Origin of the sequence: Hoeflea marina (assembly GCF_003182275.1) — a bacterium.
GTDB classification, from domain to species: domain Bacteria; phylum Pseudomonadota; class Alphaproteobacteria; order Rhizobiales; family Rhizobiaceae; genus Hoeflea; species Hoeflea marina.
In genome coordinates this window covers 19,052-41,868 of sequence record NZ_QGTR01000009.1, presented here as the reverse complement: position 1 = coordinate 41,868, position 22,817 = coordinate 19,052, and the positions used below count along the sequence as shown (strand labels likewise).

21 protein-coding genes are annotated in these 22,817 nt (G+C 64.5%); 19 read left to right on the top strand and 2 right to left on the bottom strand.

The window, feature by feature from the left end; genetic code table 11:
- Positions 1–4: 4 nt before the first annotated feature.
- From DFR52_RS23145 to DFR52_RS23085, 13 genes are all read left to right on the top strand, one after another.
- On the top strand, positions 5–925 hold the full coding sequence (locus tag DFR52_RS23145; protein WP_110034457.1) for an ABC transporter permease: 921 nt from the start codon (positions 5–7) through the stop codon (positions 923–925).
- A gap of 4 nt (positions 926–929) precedes the next feature.
- Positions 930–1,802: an ABC transporter permease gene (locus DFR52_RS23140; protein ID WP_110034456.1), complete on the top strand. Its 873-nt coding sequence runs from the start codon at positions 930–932 to the stop codon at positions 1,800–1,802.
- A gap of 7 nt (positions 1,803–1,809) precedes the next feature.
- A complete protein-coding gene (locus DFR52_RS23135) occupies positions 1,810–2,607 on the top strand; it encodes an SDR family NAD(P)-dependent oxidoreductase (RefSeq protein ID WP_110034455.1) in 798 nt (265 codons plus the stop codon).
- On the top strand, positions 2,604–3,617 hold the full coding sequence (locus DFR52_RS23130; RefSeq protein ID WP_245415463.1) for an ABC transporter ATP-binding protein: 1,014 nt from the start codon (positions 2,604–2,606) through the stop codon (positions 3,615–3,617). Before DFR52_RS23135 ends, DFR52_RS23130 begins: the two co-directional genes overlap by 4 nt.
- Complete coding sequence (locus tag DFR52_RS23125) at positions 3,614–4,591, top strand: ABC transporter ATP-binding protein (protein ID WP_110034454.1); 978 nt, start codon at positions 3,614–3,616, stop codon at positions 4,589–4,591. The genes DFR52_RS23130 and DFR52_RS23125 overlap by 4 nt, the downstream gene beginning before the upstream one ends.
- Positions 4,592–4,601: 10 nt before the next feature.
- Positions 4,602–7,007, top strand: coding sequence for a penicillin acylase family protein (locus DFR52_RS23120; protein WP_110034453.1), 2,406 nt, complete (start codon positions 4,602–4,604; stop codon positions 7,005–7,007).
- Entirely contained in the window at positions 7,004–8,158 is a 1,155-nt protein-coding gene (locus DFR52_RS23115) for a M20 family metallopeptidase (RefSeq protein ID WP_110034452.1), read from the top strand. The genes DFR52_RS23120 and DFR52_RS23115 overlap by 4 nt, the downstream gene beginning before the upstream one ends.
- 135 nt (positions 8,159–8,293) lie before the next feature.
- Positions 8,294–9,835, top strand: a complete 1,542-nt coding sequence (locus DFR52_RS23110; protein WP_110034451.1) for a multicopper oxidase family protein — start codon at positions 8,294–8,296, stop codon at positions 9,833–9,835.
- A 2-nt stretch (positions 9,836–9,837) separates the two neighbouring features.
- Positions 9,838–10,167: a c-type cytochrome gene (locus tag DFR52_RS23105; RefSeq protein WP_110034450.1), complete on the top strand. Its 330-nt coding sequence runs from the start codon at positions 9,838–9,840 to the stop codon at positions 10,165–10,167.
- Complete coding sequence (locus tag DFR52_RS23100; RefSeq protein WP_110034449.1) at positions 10,164–10,859, top strand: phytochelatin synthase family protein; 696 nt, start codon at positions 10,164–10,166, stop codon at positions 10,857–10,859. Before DFR52_RS23105 ends, DFR52_RS23100 begins: the two co-directional genes overlap by 4 nt.
- Positions 10,856–11,308, top strand: coding sequence for a hypothetical protein (locus DFR52_RS23095; RefSeq protein WP_110034448.1), 453 nt, complete (start codon positions 10,856–10,858; stop codon positions 11,306–11,308). The genes DFR52_RS23100 and DFR52_RS23095 overlap by 4 nt, the downstream gene beginning before the upstream one ends.
- A complete protein-coding gene (locus DFR52_RS23090) occupies positions 11,308–12,912 on the top strand; it encodes an FAD-dependent oxidoreductase (RefSeq protein WP_110034447.1) in 1,605 nt (534 codons plus the stop codon). The genes DFR52_RS23095 and DFR52_RS23090 overlap by 1 nt, the downstream gene beginning before the upstream one ends.
- A gap of 7 nt (positions 12,913–12,919) precedes the next feature.
- Positions 12,920–14,347: a hypothetical protein gene (locus DFR52_RS23085; protein ID WP_110034446.1), complete on the top strand. Its 1,428-nt coding sequence runs from the start codon at positions 12,920–12,922 to the stop codon at positions 14,345–14,347.
- Positions 14,348–14,612: 265 nt separating this feature from the next.
- On the opposite strand, the gene DFR52_RS23080 is transcribed toward DFR52_RS23085, so the two are convergent.
- Positions 14,613–15,461, bottom strand: a complete 849-nt coding sequence (locus tag DFR52_RS23080) for a phytanoyl-CoA dioxygenase family protein (protein WP_110034445.1) — start codon at positions 15,459–15,461, stop codon at positions 14,613–14,615.
- Positions 15,462–15,559: 98 nt separating this feature from the next.
- Between DFR52_RS23080 and DFR52_RS23075 the strand changes: the two genes are divergently transcribed.
- Complete coding sequence (locus tag DFR52_RS23075; protein WP_110034444.1) at positions 15,560–16,459, top strand: LysR substrate-binding domain-containing protein; 900 nt, start codon at positions 15,560–15,562, stop codon at positions 16,457–16,459.
- Positions 16,460–16,475: 16 nt separating this feature from the next.
- Here the strand turns inward: DFR52_RS23075 and DFR52_RS23070 are convergent, their stop codons facing one another.
- Positions 16,476–17,360, bottom strand: a complete 885-nt coding sequence (locus tag DFR52_RS23070) for a LysR substrate-binding domain-containing protein (protein ID WP_110034443.1) — start codon at positions 17,358–17,360, stop codon at positions 16,476–16,478.
- Positions 17,361–17,462: 102 nt separating this feature from the next.
- On the opposite strand from DFR52_RS23070, the gene DFR52_RS23065 reads away from it, so the two are divergent.
- The 5 genes from DFR52_RS23065 (at position 17,463) to DFR52_RS23045 (ending at position 22,802) form a co-directional block, all read left to right on the top strand.
- Entirely contained in the window at positions 17,463–18,659 is a 1,197-nt protein-coding gene (locus tag DFR52_RS23065) for a trans-sulfuration enzyme family protein (protein ID WP_110034442.1), read from the top strand.
- A 148-nt stretch (positions 18,660–18,807) separates the two neighbouring features.
- A complete protein-coding gene (locus DFR52_RS23060) occupies positions 18,808–19,713 on the top strand; it encodes an ABC transporter substrate-binding protein (protein WP_158285030.1) in 906 nt (301 codons plus the stop codon).
- Position 19,714: 1 nt separating this feature from the next.
- Positions 19,715–20,635 (top strand): amino acid ABC transporter permease, encoded by a 921-nt coding sequence (locus tag DFR52_RS23055; RefSeq protein WP_245415462.1) that lies wholly within the window; start codon positions 19,715–19,717, stop codon positions 20,633–20,635.
- The gene (locus tag DFR52_RS23050; RefSeq protein ID WP_210205901.1) at positions 20,632–21,411 is read left to right on the top strand and encodes an amino acid ABC transporter ATP-binding protein; all 780 of its coding nucleotides are present in this window, start codon (positions 20,632–20,634) and stop codon (positions 21,409–21,411) included. The genes DFR52_RS23055 and DFR52_RS23050 overlap by 4 nt, the downstream gene beginning before the upstream one ends.
- A gap of 5 nt (positions 21,412–21,416) precedes the next feature.
- Positions 21,417–22,802 (top strand): M20/M25/M40 family metallo-hydrolase, encoded by a 1,386-nt coding sequence (locus DFR52_RS23045; RefSeq protein ID WP_110034440.1) that lies wholly within the window; start codon positions 21,417–21,419, stop codon positions 22,800–22,802.
- Positions 22,803–22,817 lie beyond the last annotated feature (15 nt).

Genomic DNA, 22,817 nt, shown 5'->3' with positions numbered 1-22,817 from the left:
CGTCATGCTGAGATATGTGGGTGAGCGGCTTCTCCAGGCGATGATTGCGATCTTCGGCGTGCTGACGATCGTCTTCATCGTGATGCATCTCTCCGGCGACCCGACCCTGCTGCTCGTGCCGCAGGGCGCGTCGGCGGAGATGATTGCCGATCTGCGTCGCGAGCTGGGGTTCGACCGGCCGCTCTGGGTGCAGTATGTCGGTTATCTCAACGATCTCATCCATCTCGATTTCGGCGAATCGGTGGTGCAGCGTGTGCCGGCGATCGACATTGTCGCGTCCCGCCTGCCCTACACGATCCAGCTCGCCGCCGGCGCGCTCACGGTGGCCATCGGCGTCGGCATTCCGGCGGGCATCCTGATGGCCACCCGGCGCGGCGGGTGGCTTGACCGGGTGCTGACCGCGGTCGTGGTCACCGGCCAGAGCGTGCCCACTTTCCTCTCCGCCATCCTGCTGATCTTCGTCTTCGCCGTCACGCTTGGCTGGCTTCCGGCCTCGGGCATCGGCGGCCTCTCCAATCTGGTGATGCCGTCCATCGCGCTCGGCGCCCTGTCGATGTCGACCTTCGCCCGCATGACCCGGATTTCGGTCGCCGACGAGCTGAGCAAGGACTATGTCCGCGCCGCCCGCGCCCGCGGGTTGCCGATGCCAAAGATCATCGTCCGTCACGTGCTGCGCAATGCCTCGATCCCGGTAATCTCGATCGCGGCGCTGGAGATCGGCAACCTGCTCGCCGGAGCCGTCATCATCGAGACGGTCTTTGCCTGGCCGGGCATCGGTCAGCTGGCGATCCAGTCGATCCAGGCGCGCGACTTCCTCATTGTCCAGGTCATCGTGCTGCTGATCTCCTTCGTCTACGTGATCACCGCGGTGCTGGCGGACTTCATCTACGCCATCGTCGACCCACGCATCCGTCTGGCCCGGTGAGGAGATGACCCTGGCAACCCTCTCGACATCGCTCAGTGCCCGCTTCCGACGCATTCCCCTGCCGATCCTCGCGGTGATCGCGATCCTGATCACCATGGTGCTGCTGGCGGCGCTTGCGCCCTGGATCGCACCGGCCGATCCGTCCCGGCAGGACCTGTTTGCCCGCCTCAAGCCACCGGGCTTCGTCGGCCGCAGCGGCATCACCTACTGGTTCGGCACCGACGATCTCGGCCGCGACCTGCTTTCGCGCGTGCTCTATGGCGCCGGCGTGTCGCTCGGCGTGGCGCTCCTGTCCGTCATCGTCTCCACGCTCGTCGGGGTGTCGCTCGGCATGATCGCCGGCTGGTTCCGCGGCTGGGTCGAGGTGGTGATCATGCGGCTGGTCGACATCATGATGTCTATTCCCGCCGTGCTGCTGGCGGTGCTCACCGTGGCGGTTCTCGGGCCGGGATTTCTCAAGCTGGTGCTGGTGCTGGGCCTCACCCGCTGGCCGCGCTACACCCGCGTCGCCTACGGCCAGACGCTGCAGGTGGCCAACCTCCCGTTCATCAAGGCCTCCGAACTGGCCGGCGCCGGCGCCGCGCGGATCCTGTTCCACCACGTCCTGCCCAACATTGCCGGCCCGGTTCTGGTGGTGGCGACCGCCGAATTCGGTCTGATGATCCTCACCGAAGCTGGCCTGTCCTTCCTCGGTCTCGGCATCCAGCCTCCCACGCCCAGCTGGGGATCGATCATGAGCGTCGGTCGCGAATATGTCGAACGCGCCTGGTGGATCGTGCTGTTCCCCGGCCTGTCGCTCTTCTTCCTCGTCTTTTCCGTCAATCTGCTCGGGGACTGGCTTCGCGACCAGCTCGACCCGCGCTCCCGTACCCGCTGAGGCCCAAATGCAATTTGCAGACAAGACTGTCGTCATCACCGGCGCCGCCGGCGTCTTCGGCCGCTGGATCGCCGCCCATTTCGCCGCAGAAGGCGCCACGCTCTGCCTCTCCGATCGGCGCGGCGACGCGCTTGAGGCGGTGGTCGGCGAGCTCGGGCTGGATGCGGACAATACGCTGCGGCACGTCACGGAATTGACCGATCACGCCTCACTCCTCGAACTCATCGAGCTGGTGCGCATGAAATGGAAGGCGCCCGACATTCTTGTCAACAATGCTGGCATCTACACCAAGTTCGGCTTGCTGGAGATGAGCTTCGAGGACTGGGACCGGGTCAATGACGTCAATTTCCGCGCGCCCTTCGTGCTGACGCGGGAAATGGCGAAGCTGATGATCGCCGAGAACCGCAGGGGCTCGATCATCAACATCTCCTCGGGTGCGGCGCGCCAGATGCGCAACGGCTCGGTGCCCTACTGCACCTCCAAGTCGGCTCTCGAGCGGCTGTCGAAGGGGTTTGCGCTCGAGCTCGCGCCGCACGGCATCCGCGTCAACGTGGTCGAGCCCGGCTTCGCCCCCGGCAGCTCGGTCAGCACGCTGTCGGACGACTATGTCGCAAGCATGCTCAAGCGAATTCCGCTTGGCCGCTCCAGCGGCCCGGACGATGCGCCGAACGCCATCGGCTTTCTGTGCTCCGACAAGGCGAGCTTCATCACCGGCGCGGTGCTCAGCGTCGACGGCGGCAATTCCATCGGCACGTTCGAGAGCGGCCAGCTCGGGGCGACGCCCGGAACCGCCGCGATCCGATGACAGGCAGGACCGCCATGCATGAACCGATCCGCCCGCTGCTCGACGTGAGCGACCTCACCGTGGACATCGACGGCGCCAGGGTGGTCGACGGGGTATCCTTCACCGTGGCGCCCGGCGAGGTGATGGCGCTGGTTGGCGAATCGGGCTGCGGCAAGTCGCTGACCGCCTTCGCCATGCTGGGACTGCTGCCCTCGGTGGCGCGGCGGACCGAGGGGCGGATCCTGCTCGGGGACCGAGATCTGGCGACCTTCAGCGAACGCCAGCTGCGCAAGGCCCGCGGCAAGGACATCTCGATCATCTTCCAGGAGCCGAGCGCCTCGCTCGATCCGCTGGCCAGCGTCGGCTCGCAGATCGCCGACGCCTACCGCATCCACACCGGCGCCAGCCGCGCCGATGCCTTCGAGAAGGCCCGGCAGATGCTGGTCGATGTCGGCATTCCGGATCCCGACCGGCGGCTCGACCAGTTCCCCTTCGAGCTCTCCGGCGGGATGTGCCAGCGCATCATGATCGCCATCGCCCTGATCTGCGGACCGCGCGTGCTGGTGGCCGACGAGCCCACCACCGCCCTCGACGTCACCATCCAGGCGCAGATCCTCGACCTGATGAAGAAACTCGTGGCCGACCACGGCACCTCCATCGTGCTGATCACCCACGACATGGGCGTGGTCGCCGACATCGCCGACCATGTGGCGGTGATGTATGCCGGCCGTATCGCCGAGATCGCGCCGGTGCAGGACCTGTTCGACCACCCGGCCCATCCCTACACGGCGCTGCTTCTGGCCAGCGTGCCGCGTCTCGACGTGGCGCCGAAGGCGGATCTGGCCACCATCGAGGGATCGGTGCCCACGCCGCAGGAATTTGGACCCGGCTGCCATTTCGCCAGCCGCTGTCCACTGGTCACCGACAAGTGCCGTGTCGAACAGCCACCGCTGTTTGCGCAGGGCTACGGGCACCGCTCGGCCTGCTGGCATATCGACCGGATTGCCGAAATCACGGGGATGCTGCCATGAGCGACACGCACCAGGTCCTCGAAATCCGCGATGTCGCGGTCCACTTCAACGGCCGGTCCGGACTGTTCGGCCGCTCGCAATTCGTCGTCAAGGCGGTCAACGGTGTCTCGCTCGACATCGCCGCCGGCGAGACCGTGGCGCTGGTCGGCGAATCGGGCTGCGGCAAGTCGACCCTTTCCAACACCATCGTCGGGCTGCAGCAGCCGGTCGAGGGCAGCATCCGCATCGCCGGCGAGGAGGTTGTCGGCGCCCGCGGCAAGGCGCTCAACGACATCCGCCGCAAGGTGCAGATGATCTTCCAGGATCCCGCTCTCTCGCTCGATCCGCGCTCGACAATCGGCGCCGCGATTGCCGAGCCGCTGATCGTTCGCGGCATCGCCCGCGGCGAGGCGCTGAAGAGCCGCATCGCCAAGCTGCTGACCGAGGTCGGCCTTCGCCCCGAACATGCCGATCGCTACCCGCACCAGTTCTCCGGCGGCCAGCGACAGCGCGTGGTGATTGCCCGGGCGCTTGCGCTGGAGCCGGCACTGGTGGTCTGCGACGAACCGGTTTCGGCGCTGGACGTCTCGGTCCGCGCGCAGATCCTCAACCTTCTGGTGGCGCTGCAGAAGCGTACCGGCGTGGCCTATCTCTTCGTCTCCCACGATCTCTCCGTCGTCCGTCACATCTGCGACCGCGTCGTGGTGATGTATCTGGGCCGCTTCGTCGAGATCGCCGACCGCGACACCTTCTTTGCCAATCCGAAGCACCCCTATACGAAAGCGCTGATGTCGGCGGTGCCGGAAGCCGATCCGAGGCTGCAGCGCTCCCGCGAACGCCTCATCCTCACTGGCGAGCTTCCGAGCCCGTCCAACATTCCCCCAGGCTGCGCCTTCCACACCCGCTGCCCGCTGGCCACGGAAATCTGCTCGCGCGTGCGACCGGAATTGACGTCGCGCGCCGATGGATCGACAGTCGCCTGCCACCATGTCTGAGAGTACCCCCATGACCGAGACCATCGCCAACGAGACCCTGACCGTCGACGGCCTCCAGTCTCCCACCGAAATCCGAATCGACCGCTGGGGCATTCCGCACATCCGCGCCGGCAGCGAGGCAGACCTGTTCTTCACCCAGGGCTTCAACGCGGCCCGCGACCGGCTCTGGCAGATCGACCTCTGGCGCAAGCGCGGCCTGGGTCTGCTGTCCGCCGATTTCGGTCCCGGCTACCTGGCGCAGGACCATGCGGCCCGGCATTTCCTCTACCAGGGCCGGATGGCGCCGGAATGGGCGTCCTATGCCCCCGACACCGAAGAGATCTGCAGCGCGTTTGCCGCCGGCATCAATGCCTATCTGGCGCTCTGCGAGGCAGAGCCCGAACGCCTGCCGCCGGAATTTTCCGTCTTCGGTACCGCGCCCTCGCGCTGGAAGCCCGAGGACGTTGTGCGCATCCGTAGCCACGCTCTGACCCGCAACGGCGTCTCCGAGATCCTGCGCGCGAACGTGATGGCGCTCGCCGGCGCCGACACCGATCTGCTGCGCACCAAGATCGAGCCGCCGGTTGATCTCGAGGTGGCCGATGGCGTGGTGCTTGCCGACATTCCGATCGCGGCACTCAGGCTGTTCAAGCTCGCCACCGCTCCCGTCACATTCGAGCCGGAGCGGCTCGAGGCTACCCTTGATAAGGCATGGGACTGGGTCGACGTCACCGATCTGGGCGATGTGGTCCGCGCCGTCAGCGAGGAAGGCTCCAACAACTGGGTGGTCGGCGGCGCCCGCACGCAGACCGGCCGGCCGATCCTGGCGAGCGACCCGCACCGCGCCCACGCCGTGCCGTCGCTGCGCTACCTCGTCCATCTCGAAGCGCCCGGCTTCAACGCCATCGGCACCGGCGAGCCCACCGCGCCGGGCGTCTCGCTCGGCCACAACGGCACCACCGCGTTCGGCCTCACCATTTTCGGCATGGACCAGGAAGACGTCTATGTCTACGAGACCAAGCCCGGCGAACCGGACCTCTACCGCCATCTCGACGGCTGGGAGGCGATCCGGCGCGTTGAGGAGCCTTTCGAGGTCAGGGGCTATGCGCAGCAGACGCTCACGCTCTCCTACACCCGCCATGGCCCGGTGCTGCACGAGGATGCGGAGAAGCGCACGGTCATCGCGCTGCGATCGGTCTGGGCCTTTCCCGGATCGGCTGCCTATCTCGGCAGCCTGAGCGCGATGCGCGCCGGCAGTGTCGCCGAGTTCGGCGAGGCACTCGGCGCCTGGGGCTCGCCGTCGGTCAATCATGTCTGCGCCGACACCGCAGGCAACACCGGCTGGTTCACCGCCGGCTTCACGCCGATGCGCGACGGCTGGCAGGGCCTGCTGCCCGTTCCGGGCGACGGCAGCCACGAATGGCAGGGCTTCCTGCCTGCCGACCAACTGCCGCGCAGCATCAATCCCGAGGCAGGCTTCGTGGCCACCGCCAACGAGATGAACCTGCCCACCGATCGGCCCGCCGATGCACCGACCATCGGCCATGAATGGACCGAGCCCAGTCGGGCGGAGCGAATCAAGGCGGTGCTCGCCGCCGACGAAAGGCATTCGGTGGCCGCGGCCTGCGCGCTGCAGACGGATGTGCATTCCCGTCCGGCCCAGGTCATCTGTTTCGTGCTTGCCGAAACGCTGGCCGGGCGCTCCGGTCTCGCCGGACATCAGGCTCGCGCCGCCGCCCTGCTGGACGGCTGGGACCATTGCCTGGCGGCAGGCAGCGGCGCCGCGGCGCTGTTCGAGGTCTGGTGGATGAAGCATCTGCGCCCGGCGCTGCTCGCCCGCTTCGCTGATGAAAAAGTGCGGCCGCTGCTCCTGCCGGGCGATGTCGACACGCTGCTCGACCTTCTTTCGGCGCCGGAAGCGAGCGCCCTTCACTGGACCCCGATCGAGCGCGACGCACTGCTTCTGGCCACGCTGGAAGCCGGCTTTGCCGACTGCCTCAAGCGGCTCGGCGCCGATCCGGAGGATTGGGCCTGGGGCAAGCTGCACCAGGCCACATTCGAACACGCCACCAGCCGGGTTCGCGCGAGTCGCGGCGAGGCCGGGGCCGCGGATTGGGACGTCGGTCCGCTGCCGATGGGCGGCAGCCGCTCGACTGTGATGCATGCCGGCTATCGGCTCGGCGATTTCCGCGTCACCGCCGGCGCCTCCGTGCGGCTGGTGATGGATGTCGGCGACTGGGACAATTCCGTCTGCATCAACACCCCGGGACAGTCCGGCGACCCGCGCTCGCCGCACTATGCCGATCTCGCCGCGGGTTGGTCCGGCGGGACCTATGTCCCGATGCTCTACAGCAACGCTTTGATCGAGGCGCAAACCGTCACTCGCATCCGGCTGCTGCCTGCTTCGAATCGTGCCGCAGGCGGTCCCGCATCTTGACCGGCCTGCTGACGGCTGCGGACATCGACGAATCCGCGCTCATTGCCGATCTGAAGGTCTGGGTCGGTATCGAGAGTCCCACGCCGGACGCCGCCGCGGTCAACCGCATGGTCGCTCATGTCCAGGTCGCCGCCGCAGGCCTGGGGCTTGCAAGCGAGCGCATCGCCGGCACGATGGGCTTCGGCGACACGCTCATCGTGCGCGGCGGGGCCCGGTCGACGCCGGAGAGGAAGGGCATCCTCGTCCTCGCCCATCTCGACACCGTGCACGCCGCCGGCACGCTCAGTGCGGAGCTGCCGCTCCGTCGCGAAGCCGACCGGCTGTACGGGCCGGGCGTCTACGACATGAAATCCGGGGCGCTGATGGCGCTCACCGCGCTCGGACTGGCCCAGGCGCGCGAACCGGCAGGCATGCTGCCCGTGGAGATCCTCTTCGTCCCCGACGAGGAGATGGGCAGCAAAAGCTCGCGCCCGGTGATCGACGCACTTGCCCGCAGCGCCGGCTTCGCGCTCGTGATGGAGCCCGCCCGCGACGGCGGCAGCATCGTCACCGCCCGCAAGGGTGTGGCGATGTACGACATTGCAGTCCATGGCCGTGCGTCCCATGCCGGCATGCGCCCCGGGGACGGGCGCAGCGCCATCCGCGAGGCTGCCCGGCTGGTGCTGGCGCTCGAGGATATGAACGATCCCGACCGCGGCGTCACAGTGACGGTCGGCACCATTCAGGGCGGCACCGGGCGCAACGTGATCCCGGCCGAATGCCGCATGCTGGTCGATGTCCGGCTTCCCGACGCAGCCGCAGCCGACGACATTCTCGGGCGGATCGAGGCGCTGGGCTCCGGCGACCCGGACATCCGACTGGAGATCTCCGGTGGTCTCAACCGGCCGCCCTTCCCGCCATCCGAGGCCGGCCGGCAGCTCTTCGAGCACGCGCGACAGCTTGCCTCCGATCTCGACATGGAACTCAAGGGGGTCGCCACCGGCGGCGGCTCGGACGGCAATTTCACCGCCGCGCTCGGCGTGCCGACGCTCGATGGCCTCGGCGCGGACGGCGCCGGCGCGCATACTTTCAAAGAGCATGTCCTCGTCTCAAGCCTGGCGCCGCGCACCGCGCTGCTCTCCAATCTGCTCATGACCCTGAGATTGGGCTGATGCCGCTGGGCGGGGCGGGTGTGGATTGCGTCCGCGCATGCAGGTGGAAACTGTGTTCAACAGTCATTGAAATATGAAAAATTAACAATGCTTTAATGATTCGCGATGCTCTTGTAGGGTTGTAATGGAGGCATCATGCACGCTCTTTCACGACGAATTTTCCTGCAACGGTCCGCGACGGTTGCCCTCCTTGGCGGCGGTGGGCTTTCCCTGTCCTCTCCACGCACGGCATTCGCCGCCACCAGCGAAGTCACGCCGGCGGTCTCGCCGCTTGGCCTGGATGACGATCTCGCCAATCCCGCCGAACTGCGCAGCGTTTCCGGCCGCCTGAGAGCAAAACTCCACATGGCGGTGACGGAGGTGGAACTGCCTTCGGGGCCGGCGAAGCTGCGCATCTTCAACGGCCAGTTGCCCGGCCCGACCTTGCGCCTGTCCCCCGGCGACACACTCGAAGTCGCCTTCGAGAACCGGATGCCCCCAAACCCGGACACAGACCAGGTGGTCACGAACACCCCCAACCGCTTCAACACCACCAATGTCCATTATCACGGCTTTCATGTCAGCCCGCGCGGCAACAGCGACAATGTCTATCTGAACATCGATCCCGGCCAGCATTTCAATTACGTGGTCAAGATCCCACAGGATCATCCCGCAGGCAATTACTGGTACCACCCGCATCGGCACGGATCGGTGGCGGCCCAGGTAGCCTCGGGTGCGGCAGGCATGGCGATCATTGGCGGCGCACTCGACAGCGTGCCGGAAATCGCAGCCATGGTCGAACGCGTCATGGTCGTGCAGGCCCCTGTTCCCGGTCTCGAAAAGCTGCTGACCAGCGAAGAGCCGATCTGGGCATTGGATGCAGAACGCAACTTCCTCATCAACGGCAATTACCGCCCGCGCATCTACATGCGCGAGGGCGAGATCCAGCACTGGCGGGTGCTGCACGCCGGCGACGCGCAATTCCTGCCGCTGACCGCGGAGGGCCTGGAACTGCACGAAGTCGGCCGCGACGGCAATCCGCTGCCCGAGGCGGCCCAGGTCGATAAGGTCGAACTGGCGCCGGGCAACCGCGTCAATCTGCTGGTCAAGGCGCCGAAAGTCGGCACCTACGAATTGCATCGCCCGGCCTTCAGCCAGGGCAAGCAGCCGCTTCCCGATATTCTTCTGGCCGAAGTCATTGTTTTGGCCGCCGATGACAGCCGGGTTGCAGCCGACGTGCCGTTCGGGCGCGACCTGCCGACCGGGCCGTTGCCGAAGAACAGCATCCTGACCGACATCACCGATGAGGAGATAACCGGACGCCGGCAGTTCATTCTTGGTGTGTCCGAGGTCAAGGGGTTCTTCCACGACACCGAATTCACCATCAACGGCAAGCCCTTCGATCCGCGCCGCGACGACGTGGTCTCGAAGGTCGGAGCCGTGGAAGAGTGGACGCTGGTCAACACCACGCCCTTCCCGCATCCGCTGCATATCCACGTCAATCCGTTCCAGCTGATGGATGTCAACGGCGTGCCCGATCCGCGCAAGCCCTGGCTGGACACTGTTCCCGTGCCTGCCGCGGGCACGGTCAGGTTTCGCACACGGTTTACCGATTTTTCCGGTCGCTACGTCATGCACTGTCACATCCTGCCGCATGAAGACACCGGCATGATGATCAATGTGAACATCGAGGATTGAGCATGCATCGGATTTCCGCCACCGCCGTCCGCCGGCTGGTGCTGACGTTTCTCATTGCAGGCTCCGCCCTGCCGGCACGAGCGGACGGCCCAGCCTCGCCGCCCGACCGGGCGTCGCAATGCTTTTCGTGTCACGGCGCCGACGGCAATCCGAGCCTGTCTGCCGTGCCCATCATCGCCGGTCAGCAGCCGGAATATCTGCAGGACACCCTCAACGCCTATCGCAGCGGCCTGCGCGGCGGCGGGCGTGCCATCGTCATGCAAGAGATCGCCAAGGATCTGAGCGATGATGACATAGCCGCACTGTCGGCCTGGTTTGGAGATCAGAAATGAAGCGATTTCTCAAGAATTCGGTGTGCTTTGGCCTGCTGGCCCTGGCACCCGTGGCCGCCTTCGCCGACGAGCTGATCTATTTGCCCGACGCCGGGGGCATGGAACTGTTCAAGGGCGCAGAGCTCGACGCGCCCTATTTCTCGCTGGCCAGCTATCTCGACAGCGAGCACATCCTCACGTTTTGCGGACCCGCAACCATTGCAGCTGTTATGAACAGCCTCGGCGGCGACCGCCCGGTGGCGCAGCGGCTCTATCCCTGGCCGTTCTTCAACCAGGAGAACATCTTCAGCGCGGAAAATGAGAAGGTGAAGTCCTATCCGATGGTCGAGCATGAAGGCCTGGTGCTGAGCCAGCTTGCCCAATTCTTCACCAATCTCGGCGTCTCCGCCGAGTTCAGGCATGCCGATGAATTCGACGAAGCAGGTCTTCGCGATACGGTGAAGAAGGTACTCGCCGATCCTGCGAAGCGGCTGGTGATCAATTATTCGCGCAAGCCGATCGGCCAGAAGGGTGACGGCCATATCTCGCCGGTCGCCGCCTACGATGCGGACACCGACCGGGTGCTGGTGCTCGATGTCGCCAAATACAAATATCCGCCCGTCTGGATGACCATTGCCGATCTCTACAAGGCGATGGCGACCACGGACACCGGTTCCAACAAGCTGCGCGGCCTTGTGGTGGTGACGCGATGAACATCAGCCGCCGCATCTTCATGGCGGCGATGCCGCTGCTGCCGGGGGCTGCACGGGCGCGGGTGCTCGGCGGACAGGATGAAGCCTTCGCCGAGATCGCCCGCCAGATCGGTGGCGTTTCCTCAGTGTCCCCCTACCTGATAGAGGCAGCAGAGTACGAGTTCGACCTGGCCTACGGGCAGGCCGCCAAGGTCGAATTTGTCCGCGCATTCGGCAGCGGCGCGCTCGGAGACAGGTTGGACCAGGCCAATCCGGCACTGAAGGCGCAGGCTGCCTTTGTGGCGCTGTTTCTCTACACCGGCGAAGTGACGCGCGACGGCGTTGTCAGCGCGAAATACTATCCCTGGTGCCTGTCCTGGCAGGCGGTGACCTTTGCAACGGCGCCCGGGGCCTGCGGCGGCCCGGGCTTCGGCCATTGGGAAAACGCTCCCCAGCCGGGAGCCATGTGATGCGCGCTTCCGTCGTCGTCATCGGCTCCGGCATGGCCGGCGCCCATCTGGCCTATACATTGGCACTGAAGGGCGTCGATGTGCTGGTGCTCGAGGCCGGTCCGCGCCGCGATCGCGCCAGCAATGTGCGAACTTTCTACGACAATCCGGTCAAGGGGCCGCAATCGCCTTATCCCAGTGTCGCCTCCGCGCCGCATCCGGAAGACGGCAAGTATGACGATTTCTACGTCCAGGGCGGCGCCGACAAATTCATCGGCGCCTATCTGCGGCTCTATGGCGGCACCAGCTGGCACTGGACCGGCTTTGCCGACCGCCTGCGCCCGGCCGACTTCCGCATGAAATCCGACTACGGCGTGGCCGAGGACTGGCCGATTGACTACCAGTCGCTCGTCGGTTTCTACGAGGAAGCCGAGAAGCGCTGGGGCGTGGCCGGCGATCCTGCTTTCGACTGGGGCGCGCCGCGCGGCGAGACGCCCTACCAGATGCCGCCGATCCCCCACAGCTACATGGATCACCAGGTGATCAAGGCGCTCGACAAGTTGGGCCTGCATGCCGGCCGGTTTTCGCATGCGCGCAATTCAGAAGTATTCGACAGCCGTCCCGCCTGCTGTGGCAACAACACCTGCGTGCCGATCTGCCCGATCGGCGCCAAATATGATGCGTCGGTGCACGCGGAGAAGGCCGAGGCCGCGGGAGCGCGCTTCATCACCGATTCGCTCGTCACCTTCATCGAACTTGCAGCGGACGGCAATGTCAGCCGCGTCAAGGTTCGGCGTCCCGATGGCGAGACCTTCTGGGTCGAAGGCGATGTCTTTGCGCTGTGCTGCCATGCGATCGAGAATCCGAGACTGCTTCTGAACTCGAAGCAGGACGGCGCCCAGAACGGCGTTGCCAATTCATCGGGCGCGGTCGGCCGGTACCTGCTGACCCAGGCCAATCAGGACGTCTGGGCGATGATGCCCGAGCCGGTCTATCCCTATCGCGGCCCGCAGCAGACGGGCGGACTTCTCGAACTCCGCGACGGCGAATTCCGCAGCGAATATGCGGCGGCCGGAACATCGTTCATGAACAGCGGCTGGTCAGGCAATTCCGACGCCACGGGGCTTGCCAGGAAGCTGATCGCCAAGGGCATGACCGGAGCGGAACTGGCGCGCCAGGTCAACCATCAGGTTGCCCGCCATCTCCGGCTCAATTCCTCGGCCGAGGTGCTGCCGGACTGGAACAACCGGATCGAACTGGCCGACGTCGCCGACAGTTCGGGCGTGCCCAAGCCGAAGGTGACCTTCCGGATGGACGACTACACAAGGAACGGGCTTGCCAAGGCGATGGAGGTCAATCGCCAGATCTTCTCGGCGATGGCCGCAAGCGACGTCGAAAGCAACGATCCCTATCTCTCCAACGCCATCATCGGCGGCACGGCGCGGATGGGAACGGATCCCAAGACATCGGTCGTCGACACCGATCTCGTCGCCCACGACCACCGCAATCTCTACATTCTCGGATCCAGCGCCCACGTCACCGCCCCGGTCAATGCACCGTCGCTGACGATCGCGGCACTCGCCATCCGCGCCGCCGGCCGCATGATCAACAACCTCGGGAAATGAGACCAGCATGAAACGGTTATTAGCGCTCCAGGGTCTGATCCTGGCGGTCTTCGTGCTTCTCGGGAACGGGTTGCGATCGATCAGCACCACCACCGTATCGGTGTCGCAAAGTGAATTCGCGAGTTTTCTCAACATCTCGGTCGAGAAAACCGACGTGCTCATCGAACTCCTGCTCGGCGGCGCGGTGATCGCGCTTGCTGTGGCGCCCTTCGTGCTGACTGTGCGCAATGCCAGGAAGGTGGCGGTGATCTTCGCCATCATCACCACGATCTGCTACGCCATGGTCGGCATCACCATGCTGCTCGACCCGGCACTCGATGTGCGCGAGATCGTCGTCATCGCCAGCTTCGCCTTCAGCGGATTTTCGGTCGCCTTCTTCGCCCCGCTGGCGCAGCTCGCCATCAACGGTGAGGAGGATCCGGCCACGCGCGCCCGGCTGACGACTGTCTGGATATCGGCCCAGCCGATCGCCTTCCTGCTGACCCCACAACTGGTCAAGTATGTCGCCTTCGATATCGGCACCGGCAATTACTTCCTCATCCTGGCGGCGATGCCGATGGTCTTTCTCCTCTTCATTCCCTTCGTCTTCGGCAGGGCCGAGGCTACCGCAATTGCGTCATCCGCCCCGCCGGAAGCAGCGCCCGCATGGAAGCGCGTCCTGCCGCTGGTGATTGCCATCTTGGCCTTCGAGGCGTGGACCGCATCCAATTCATTTGTCGGCATCGCCAGCCCGATCAGCCTGGCATTTCTCGGCCTGTTCATCCTCATCTGTGTGGCACTCTATTCAAGGCAAAAGCATCTCACCCGCGGCGCGGCGGCCGTCCCGCCACTGGCGGTGTTTCTGTTGGGCATGCTCTTTGTTCTGGAAATACCGACAACTGGCTTCTACGACACCGCCTATCTGGTACGGCATCTGTGTTCATCGGACCTGATCGACAACCGTGCCACGCTGGCCGCTGCCAGCCAGATCCTTGCGGTCTTTGGCACGGGCGCGGTGCTGGTGCGCAATCCGAACTGGGGCATCAACATGCTGGCGCTGTCGCTGCCGCTCCTGCTCGCCGGGATGGTCGCGATCTATTTTTACCCCTACCAGGACATCAATGTCAGCCTGTTCTACGTCTCCAAGGTGCTCTCGAGCATCGGCATCGGCATGGCGACAGCCTCCGTGATCGGCATCGTCGCCGGCATGGCGGCGCAGAACAGGATCATCGCACTCGCGCCCGCCTTCATCATCATGTTCGGCACCGAAGCGGGAATCGAAATCCTTGAAGTGGTCTTCCAGTCGAGCAAGCTGGCGGGGCTGGAAACAACCCATGCCTATCAGGCGGTTTTCGCGGTGCAGATCGCGGCCGTGCTGGTGGCGATCGGGCTGATGCTGCGCTGGACATGGAGCCGCGGAGGCCTTGGTCATGCCGTGGCGGAAGCCGCGGCATAGAGTATTTCCGGCGGGAGCGGGCTTCACCTCCGGCCGAAAAACAGTGAATCAGAAATACAGAGCGCTTCGCTAACTGAAACGCCGCGCTCCGGGCGGGAACCCCTGAATGAGGCTCGGCTGACGCGTAGGTCAGCGCACCGCGCGCAACTTTGCCGAGGGAACCCACCGTGCGGCCTTGCCATCGGGCCGCCGATCGGTGATGTGCCGGCCGGATGGGACAGCCGCGATTGCGATCTCAGACGACGTAGCTTCGCAGCCGGCTGACCTAAGCCGCGTCCTTTTCCCTCGTCCAGAGCACCGGAAAGAGCGGATGATCCATCGGCGCGCCGGCAGGCAGGGCATCCTCCAGTCCGGGAAACGCGGGCGAAGTCTTCCACTGGCGCGGGGCGTGACGGATATCGTCGCCGAGGAAGCGGACGGAAAGGACCCGCCGCCGTCCGGCGCCGGCGCCCGCGGCCGCATGCAGCGTCAGCATGTGGAAGAACACCGCGTCGCCTGGCTCGAGATCCCATCCGAGAATATTATGGTCGCTCCGATCGGCATCGATATCCGGAAGCTCGGCGAGCGCGCCATCGGGAAACCATTTCGCCTCGTTGGACAGGAACGACCGCGGCATGAGCCAGGGGCCTTCATGCGTACCGGCCACGAATTCGAGTGTCGCGGCCCGGGCCACCGGATCCATGGGCGCCCACATGCTGCAGTTCTGCCGGCCTTCGATGTTGTAGTAGGGCTGGTCCTGATGCCAGGGTGTCTTCTGCCGCGTGTTGGGCTCCTTGACGAGAAGATGGTCGTGGTAAAGACGAACCTGAGCGGTCTCCATCAAGAGCCCCGCCACGGCAGCCGCAGCGGAATTGAAGATGAAGTCGTGATAGTGGCGATTGGTCCGCCAGTTGCAGAAATCTTCGATGAAGTAGCCCGGATCGTCGGGAGAACTGGCGACATTGGCCCTTTCGCTCGGCACGGCCATATTCTCATCGATCCCCATTCGGCCGGTCTCGACTTGCTGCGGCGTGAAGAGCTGGCGAACGCAGACCGCGCCGTCGCGGCGGTAGGCTTCGAGTTCCTTGGGGCCGACGAGCGCTTTGGCCCGTTCGGTTGCATGTTCGGCGGTCATGACAGGCACCGTTTGTCTCCTCTGCGTGGTTGATGAGCGGAAGCCTAGGCTGTTAACCTATAGGTGAAAATTAAAACTTTCCGAAAGTTGCATAGACAATGCCTATACCCTTCACTCTTCGCCAGCTCGAATATTTCATCTCGGTCGTGGAGCACGGCAGCGTCACCGCCGCCGCAGCGGCGCGGCATGTCTCCCAACCCTCCATCTCCGTCGCGATTTCCGATCTCGAGGAAGTCATCGGTCAAAAGCTGTTCCTGCGCCGAGCCGGACAACGTCTGGCGATCAGCGAAGCCGGCCGTCGCCTCCTGTTGCGGGCGCGGAGCATGCTGGCCCAGGCCGCGGACATTGCCGGCGAGGACGGGCGCTGGCTCGAGAGCAATCGCCTTTCGATCAGCTGCTTTCGCGATATAGGGCCGATGTATCTGCCCAGATTGCTGACGCGCTTTGCAAAGACCAATCCCGGCGTCGAATATCGGATGATCGAGGGCGACCTGGCGGAAATCCGCGCCCAGTTGCTTGATGGTAGAAGCGAGATCGCCATTACCTACGCCACCGGCCTTGCGGGCAGCGAGATCGAGTTGGAGCCGATTGACGCGCTCGAGCCCTATGCAATGATGGCAGAAGCGCATCCGCTCGTCGACCAAGGCACGATCCCACTCGAGGCGCTGCGCGGCGAGCGGGTGATCATCGAGGATTTTCCGATCACGCTCGACTATTTTCTCGGCATTTTCCGGGCACACCAGATCGAGCCCGACAATGTCCAGAAGGTTTCCAGCTTCGAGATGCAACGCGGCCTCGTGGCCAGCGGCTGGGGGGTCGGGCTTTCCTGCGTCCGGCCAATGTCAGATCACAGTTACGATGGCTCGGTGCTTGTCTGCCGGCCACTGGCCACGCGCGAGGATAGCCAGAAGATCGTCGTGGCGCACCTGGGCCTGGAGACGCTCTCCGGCGTCGCCCGCCGCTTTCGGCAAAGCGTGCTGGCCGCGGCGCCCGCCTGACTGCCACGCCGTCTCCTCATGTCATCTTCGCGGCTTCGGCCCGGAGCATATCCGCCATTTCCTGTACCAGACGTGATTTCTTTCGCGGCGGAAACAGAAGCAGGGTCCGAAAGCTGATCGCAGGTTCGAACGGCCGGATGACCAGGCCGCGTTCCACGTATCCGACTGCCGTGACCGGATCGGCGATCCCGCAGCCGACGCCTTCGAGCACGAGCGCGCAGACCACCGACGAATAGGCGGTTTCAACGATCACCTTCGGCGCAACGCCATGCTGGGCGAAAATGGCTTCGGCCTCCTGCCGCGTCGTATCCTCGGGCGCAAGCGCGACGAAGTCGATACTGTCAAGATCCTCGGGCCTGATGAGCTGCTTGGCGATCAACGGGTGGTGCGGCGGCAGCGCGATGGCTGCCGGTACATTCACGAACGGGGCCACCTCGATACCGGTGGTCTCGACCTCGTCGGCCGTGATGGCGATATCGACCTGATTGGCGGCGACCATGTCCCGGATGACGGAGGAAGCCGCCACCGTGAGCGTGACCGCGATGTCTGGATGCCGCTTGCGGAAGCTGGCGATGGCGCGCGGCGTGATGTTCGTGCTGAAGGCCGACAGGCAGGCGACCCGGATATCACCCGACCCATAGTCACGAATGCGCGCAGCCGAACTCCTCAGCTTGGCGATCCCCGCCAGCGAGGCCTGCACCTCGCGGTAGAACAGCTGTCCCTCGGCGGACGGCGTCAGCCGTCCCTTCTCGCGATCGAAGAGCTTGAATCCGATCGACCGCTCCAGCGTCATGATGGCCTTGCTGACCGCCGGTTGCGACATGCCGAGCACCTCCGCCGCCTTCGACGTGGTGCCGAAGGTCATCACCGCCTGGTAGGTCTCGATCTGTCGAACATCCATTTTCAATCCTATAACCAAACCGAATAGAATGCCTATTCATTAATGTTAGACAGAATAGGTATGGGCATGTCAACTTTCTCCTCAATCAAGGAGAATGTCCGCATGCATGACGAAACGCGTTGCGTGGTCCCTTCCCCGGTCAGCCTGGACGGCTTCGACAGCCTGACAGTGCCGATCTACCGGGCGTCAACCATCCGTTACCCCGACGCGACAGCTTTCGCCTCCCGCTTCGAACGCGACGCCGACAGCTATGTTTATGGCCTCTACGGCACGCCGACCCATCGTCATCTCGAGTTCAAGATCAGCGAACTGCATGGCGGTGCGCGCACGGTCCTCGCCCCTTCGGGCCAGGCAGCGATCACCATGACGCTGCTGTCGATCCTCTGCCACGGCGACCGCATTCTCATCCCGGACGCCACCTATGGTCCTGTGCGGGATTTCGCGGTCAATGAGGCCAGGTCGCTCGGCATTGAGGCGGTCTTCTACGACCCGATGGATCTCGGCGCGCTCGCCGGTCATCTCGAGCACAGGACGCGGCTTGTCTGGGTCGAATCTCCCGGCTCCATCACCATGGAAATGCAGGATATGCCGCGGATCGCGGAGCTCGCCCATAACGCCGGGGCGCTGCTGGGATGCGACAACACCTGGGCTTCGCCGCTCAATTTTCGCCCACTCGAGAATGGCGCGGATATCGCAGTCGAGGCTCTCAGCAAGCATTTCGGCGGGCATTCCGATATTCTGATGGGCTCGGTCACCGTCCGCGACGAGGAGCTGGGCCGTCGCTTGAAGGCGGCCTTTGGACGCCTTGGCATCGGCGTCTCCCCCGACGACTGCGTTCTGGTTCTCAGGGGGATAGAAACGCTCGCCGTCCGCCTTGCCCGCGCCTCCTCTTCGGCCCTTGCGATCGCCGAATGGCTGGCGGACCATCCCTTGGTAGACAGGGTGTTCTATCCGCCACTGCCATCGGACCCCGGCCATGCGATCTGGCAGCGCGACTTCAAGGGCGCCTGCGGCGTCTTCACCTTCACCGTCGACTCCTCCGTCGCCGGGCGGATTTTCGCCGCGCTTGACGCCTTCGAACTGCTCTCGATCGGCGCATCGTGGGGCGGCACCCGCAGCCTGATCGCGCCCGCGTCGGTGAAGAGCCAGCGAACGGCCGTGCCCTGGACCGGCGCCGATCACCTTCTGCGGATTAGCCTCGGCATGGAGCATCCGGACGATATCCGCGCCGACCTCGAACGGTTTTTCCGCGCGCTCTCAGCACCGGATTCGAGCGGAGGCATCGCCGTGGGAATTTGATTGCGGCTTGGAAGGGATGATCCGGCACCCAACGACCGGTCACCCCGACGGCAGGCTCATTCAGGCGGGGGGCGACGTGGCCTCCTCCCGTCCTGCAAAGGGAGGACTTCAGATCCTGTGGCCACCAAATCATGTAAGGGGAATGACAATGACAACTCGACATAAATGGATGACCGCTGCATCGGCAATCGCGATTTTCATGATGACAAGCCTCTCCGGTCCGGCAGGCGCAGAGGGGTACGACACCTCGGGCATCAAGGTGGACAAAGAACTTGCCGCCCGCGTCCCCGAACGCATTCGCCAGGCGGGCGTGCTCGTGGGCGGATCGGACAACAACTACGCCCCCTGGGAATACATGGCCGGCGACGATGGCCAGACGCCCGAAGGGATCGACATCGACATCGGCAATGCGATCGCCGCCAAGCTGGGACTGACATACGAATCGCGCACCGCCCAGTTCACCACCATCATTCCCGCGCTCGGAGCCAATTACGATATCGGCCTCAACGCGTTCTCGATCACCGCCGAGAGGATGAAGGTCGTCAACTTCGTCTCCTACACCGAAACCGGCAATGAATGGGTCATCCGCGCCGGCAATCCGGACGGCTTTGATCCGGTCGACATCTGCGGCCGCAAGATTGCCGTCCAAAGCGGAACCGACCATGAAAAGAAGCTGCACATCGTCAATGAGGATTGCGTGGCGTCCGGAAAGCCGGAAATGGAATTCCTGCCCTTCCAGAACCAGACAGAAGCGGTGACCCGGGTGGCGGCGGGCGGAGCAGACGCCACCATGACCGGCAGCGCGACAGCCTACTATGCCGCATTCAAGTCGGATGGCGTGCTTGAAACCGTGACCCCTGTGGGCGACACGCTCAACTTCCGGGGCCTGAACGGCATTCCGGTGGCCAAGGCAGACATGGAACTGACCGAACTGATCGCCGATACGTTGACCGCGATGATCGAGGACGGGACCTATGGCGCCATTCTCGACGCCTGGGGCATGAGCGGCGTCGGCATCAAGAAGATCGAGATCAACCCCGATCCGGAGCATTGACGTGACAAAAGACGACATCAATGAGCTGCAGGATGGGCGCCGACCGAACGCGGCGGCACCCTGCAATGTCGATGTCGTGCAGAACCGGGTGGTGCAAAGGCGCCACCCGGGACGCTGGCTGGTCGCCATCCTGATCGTGATCATCGCTCTGCAAGCCGGCCAGGGCATGGCAAACAACCCCAATTTCCATTGGGATACCTATTTCACTTACCTGTTCTCCCCCTTCGTGTTGCGCGGGGTGGGCTGGACGCTGCTGCTGACCGTCGTCTCGATGGCGATTTCGATCCCCCTCGCCCTCGCCCTCGTCATCATGCGCGAGAACGAAAATCCGATCCTTCAGGGCGTAGCCTGGTTCTGGGTCTGGTTCTTCCGCGGCACACCGATCTATACGCAGCTTGCCTTCTGGGGGCTGTTCGCGGTGCTGTTTCCGAGGATCTCTGTCGCGGTCCCTTTCGGACCTGAGCTTCTCTCGGTCGACAGCCGCTGGGTCGTCACCCCGGCCGTGGCGGCCATCGCCGGCCTGAGCTTCAATGAAACCGCCTATCTGAGCGAAATCTTTCGCGCGGGGTTCCGCGCCATCGATCGGGGCCAGACAGAGGCCGCCCAGGCGATCGGCATGACGAAGCCGAAGATATGGACCCGCATCCTCATCCCCCAGGCGATGCGAATCATCATCCCTCCCACGGGCAACGAGACCATCGGCGTGCTGAAGCTGACTTCGCTGGTCCTTGCAGTTCCCTTCACGCTGGATCTGACTTTCGCCACCAATGCGATCGCCAACCGCACCTATCTCCCGGTTCCGCTCCTGCTGGTGGCGGCGACCTGGTACCTTTTCATCACCTCCATCCTGATGGTCGGCCAATACTACCTTGAACGCCATTACGGCCGCGGCCACGACATGCCGAAGGAGGGTGTAAGATGATGAGCAACAGCACACACACGCTCAGCGTCGAGATGGACAGCGTTCACAAACACTATGGCCAATACCATGCCTTGCGCGGGGTCGACCTGAAGGTCGCCAAGGGTGAGATTTGTGTAGCGATCGGCCCATCCGGCTCCGGCAAATCGACCCTGCTTCGATGCGTCAACCAGCTCGAATCGATTTCCGGCGGCCGCGTGAAAATAAACGGCGAGCTCCAGGGCTACCGGGAACGCGACGGCAGCTTTTATCCGCTTTCGCCGGGGCAGGTTTCCCGCCAACGGCGGCGGACCGGAATGGTGTTCCAGCGTTTCAACCTGTTTCCGCACATGACCGCCCTGCAGAACGTCATCGAAGGGCCGGTGCACGTCAACGGGGAACGGAAGGCGGAGGCGCGCCAGCGGGGTCTTGCCTTGCTGGACCGCGTCGGATTGGCCGGTCTGGGCGACAGATATCCCGCCCAGCTCTCGGGTGGCCAGCAGCAGCGCGTGGCCATTGCACGGGCGCTGGCGATGGAGCCGGAAGTCATGCTGTTCGATGAACCGACCTCGGCGCTCGATCCGGAGCTGGTGGGCGAGGTGCTCGAGGTCATCAAGTCACTGGTGAGCGCCGGAATGACGATGATGCTCGTCACCCATGAGATCGGCTTTGCGCGGGAAGTCGCCGATCATGTCATCTTCATGGATGAGGGCGTGATCGTCGAGGAAGGCAGGCCCTCGGAGCTCCTCGGCAATGCCCGGGAACAGCGGACGCAGGCATTTCTCTCGAAGGTCCTGTGACAGGCATGGAAGACAAGGCTTCAATCGACGACGTTCTCCAGCAGGTGGAGGACGGTCTGGGCGGCTCCATCGACCGCCTGATCGCGCTTCTGCAGATACCCTCCGTCTCCAGCGAACCCGCGGGAAGCGCGGCCATCGCCGCCTGCGCTGACTGGCTCGCCCACCAGCTCCGGGACATCGGGCTTCAGGCGGATGTCGTCGCAACCGAGTGTCACCCCATCGTCATGGCGCGATCCGAGCGCAAGCCGGACCGTCCCACGGTGCTTTTCTACGGGCATTACGATGTCCAGCCCCCTGAGCCGTTGGCGGACTGGGATACGCCCCCCTTCGAGCCGGCGCTCAAACAAGAGGATGGCCTGACCCGGATCTACGCCCGCGGCGCTTCCGACAGCAAAGGGCAGCTCTGGACCGTGATCGAAGCCTTGCGGACCTGGAAAGAAGCCCGCGGCGGTTGGCCGGTCAATGTCACCGTGATGCTCGAAGGGGAAGAAGAGTTCGGTTCGTCGAGCCTTCCGGCCTTCATCGAATCCCACAGGCAGACCCTTGCCTGCGACGTGGCCTTCAACAGCGACAGCGAGATGTGGTCTCCCACGCGACCGGCGATCACCACCAGCCTCAAGGGCCTTGTTCACGAGAAAGTCACCATCGTCACCCCGCACGGCGACCTCCACTCCGGCCATTTCGGCAATGTGGCGGCCAATCCGCTGCGCATTCTCACGAAAATTCTCGGCGCGATCCATGATGACGACGGCGTCGTGTCGATCGACGGATTTTACCACGGCGTCGAGTCGGTTTCGCCCGAATTGCGCGCCCAGTGGGAAACGCTTGACGTCACAGAGGCGCTCGCCGGCGTATCGATAGAGGGTGGCCCCGATGAAGGCGGCCTCGGGCCGATCGAATTGATGTGGGGCCGTCCAGGGATCGACATCAACGGCATCTGGGGCGGCAATACCGGTCCGACGGAGCGCTCGGTGCTGCCGGGCACCGCATCGGCCAGGCTGACGTTTCGCCTCGTCGGCAGGCAGCAGCCCGAACGCTTGCGTCTACTGTTCCGCGCATTTGTCGAGGACCAGCTCCCTGCAGGATGCCGGGCGGAGTTCGAGGGTGAATATGGAACGGCGCCGGTCTCGATGAAGGAAACCGGTCCCTATATAGGCGCCGCGCGGCGGGCGCTCGATGCCGAGTGGTCCGAGCCCGCACTGATCAAGGGAACCGGCGGAACCGTTCCCGTCGTCGGTTGGTTGTCGGCGGCGCTCGGGATCGACTGCGTGAGCTTCGGCTTCATCCTGGCCGGCGATGCCATCCACGCGCCCAACGAGAGGTTCGATACCGAGCGCCTGCGCAAGGGCATTCGAAGCTGGGTGCGACTGCTCTCCGAACTGGCACCCTGACAACAGGCGCTGCGG

Bases quoted from the DNA above. Each gene is read 5' to 3' on its own strand.
- DFR52_RS23145 (WP_110034457.1), top strand. From the start codon at position 5: ATGCTGAGATATGTGGGTGAGCGGCTTCTCCAGGCGATGATTGCGATC.
- DFR52_RS23140 (WP_110034456.1), top strand. From the start codon at position 930: ATGACCCTGGCAACCCTCTCGACATCGCTCAGTGCCCGCTTCCGACGC.
- DFR52_RS23135 (WP_110034455.1), top strand. From the start codon at position 1,810: ATGCAATTTGCAGACAAGACTGTCGTCATCACCGGCGCCGCCGGCGTC.
- DFR52_RS23130 (WP_245415463.1), top strand. From the start codon at position 2,604: ATGACAGGCAGGACCGCCATGCATGAACCGATCCGCCCGCTGCTCGAC.
- DFR52_RS23125 (WP_110034454.1), top strand. From the start codon at position 3,614: ATGAGCGACACGCACCAGGTCCTCGAAATCCGCGATGTCGCGGTCCAC.
- DFR52_RS23120 (WP_110034453.1), top strand. From the start codon at position 4,602: ATGACCGAGACCATCGCCAACGAGACCCTGACCGTCGACGGCCTCCAG.
- DFR52_RS23110 (WP_110034451.1), top strand. From the start codon at position 8,294: ATGCACGCTCTTTCACGACGAATTTTCCTGCAACGGTCCGCGACGGTT.
- DFR52_RS23105 (WP_110034450.1), top strand. From the start codon at position 9,838: ATGCATCGGATTTCCGCCACCGCCGTCCGCCGGCTGGTGCTGACGTTT.
- DFR52_RS23100 (WP_110034449.1), top strand. From the start codon at position 10,164: ATGAAGCGATTTCTCAAGAATTCGGTGTGCTTTGGCCTGCTGGCCCTG.
- DFR52_RS23095 (WP_110034448.1), top strand. From the start codon at position 10,856: ATGAACATCAGCCGCCGCATCTTCATGGCGGCGATGCCGCTGCTGCCG.
- DFR52_RS23090 (WP_110034447.1), top strand. From the start codon at position 11,308: ATGCGCGCTTCCGTCGTCGTCATCGGCTCCGGCATGGCCGGCGCCCAT.
- DFR52_RS23085 (WP_110034446.1), top strand. From the start codon at position 12,920: ATGAAACGGTTATTAGCGCTCCAGGGTCTGATCCTGGCGGTCTTCGTG.
- DFR52_RS23080 (WP_110034445.1), bottom strand. From the start codon at position 15,461: ATGACCGCCGAACATGCAACCGAACGGGCCAAAGCGCTCGTCGGCCCC.
- DFR52_RS23075 (WP_110034444.1), top strand. From the start codon at position 15,560: ATGCCTATACCCTTCACTCTTCGCCAGCTCGAATATTTCATCTCGGTC.
- DFR52_RS23070 (WP_110034443.1), bottom strand. From the start codon at position 17,360: ATGGATGTTCGACAGATCGAGACCTACCAGGCGGTGATGACCTTCGGC.
- DFR52_RS23065 (WP_110034442.1), top strand. From the start codon at position 17,463: ATGCATGACGAAACGCGTTGCGTGGTCCCTTCCCCGGTCAGCCTGGAC.
- DFR52_RS23060 (WP_158285030.1), top strand. From the start codon at position 18,808: ATGACAACTCGACATAAATGGATGACCGCTGCATCGGCAATCGCGATT.
- DFR52_RS23050 (WP_210205901.1), top strand. From the start codon at position 20,632: ATGATGAGCAACAGCACACACACGCTCAGCGTCGAGATGGACAGCGTT.
- DFR52_RS23045 (WP_110034440.1), top strand. From the start codon at position 21,417: ATGGAAGACAAGGCTTCAATCGACGACGTTCTCCAGCAGGTGGAGGAC.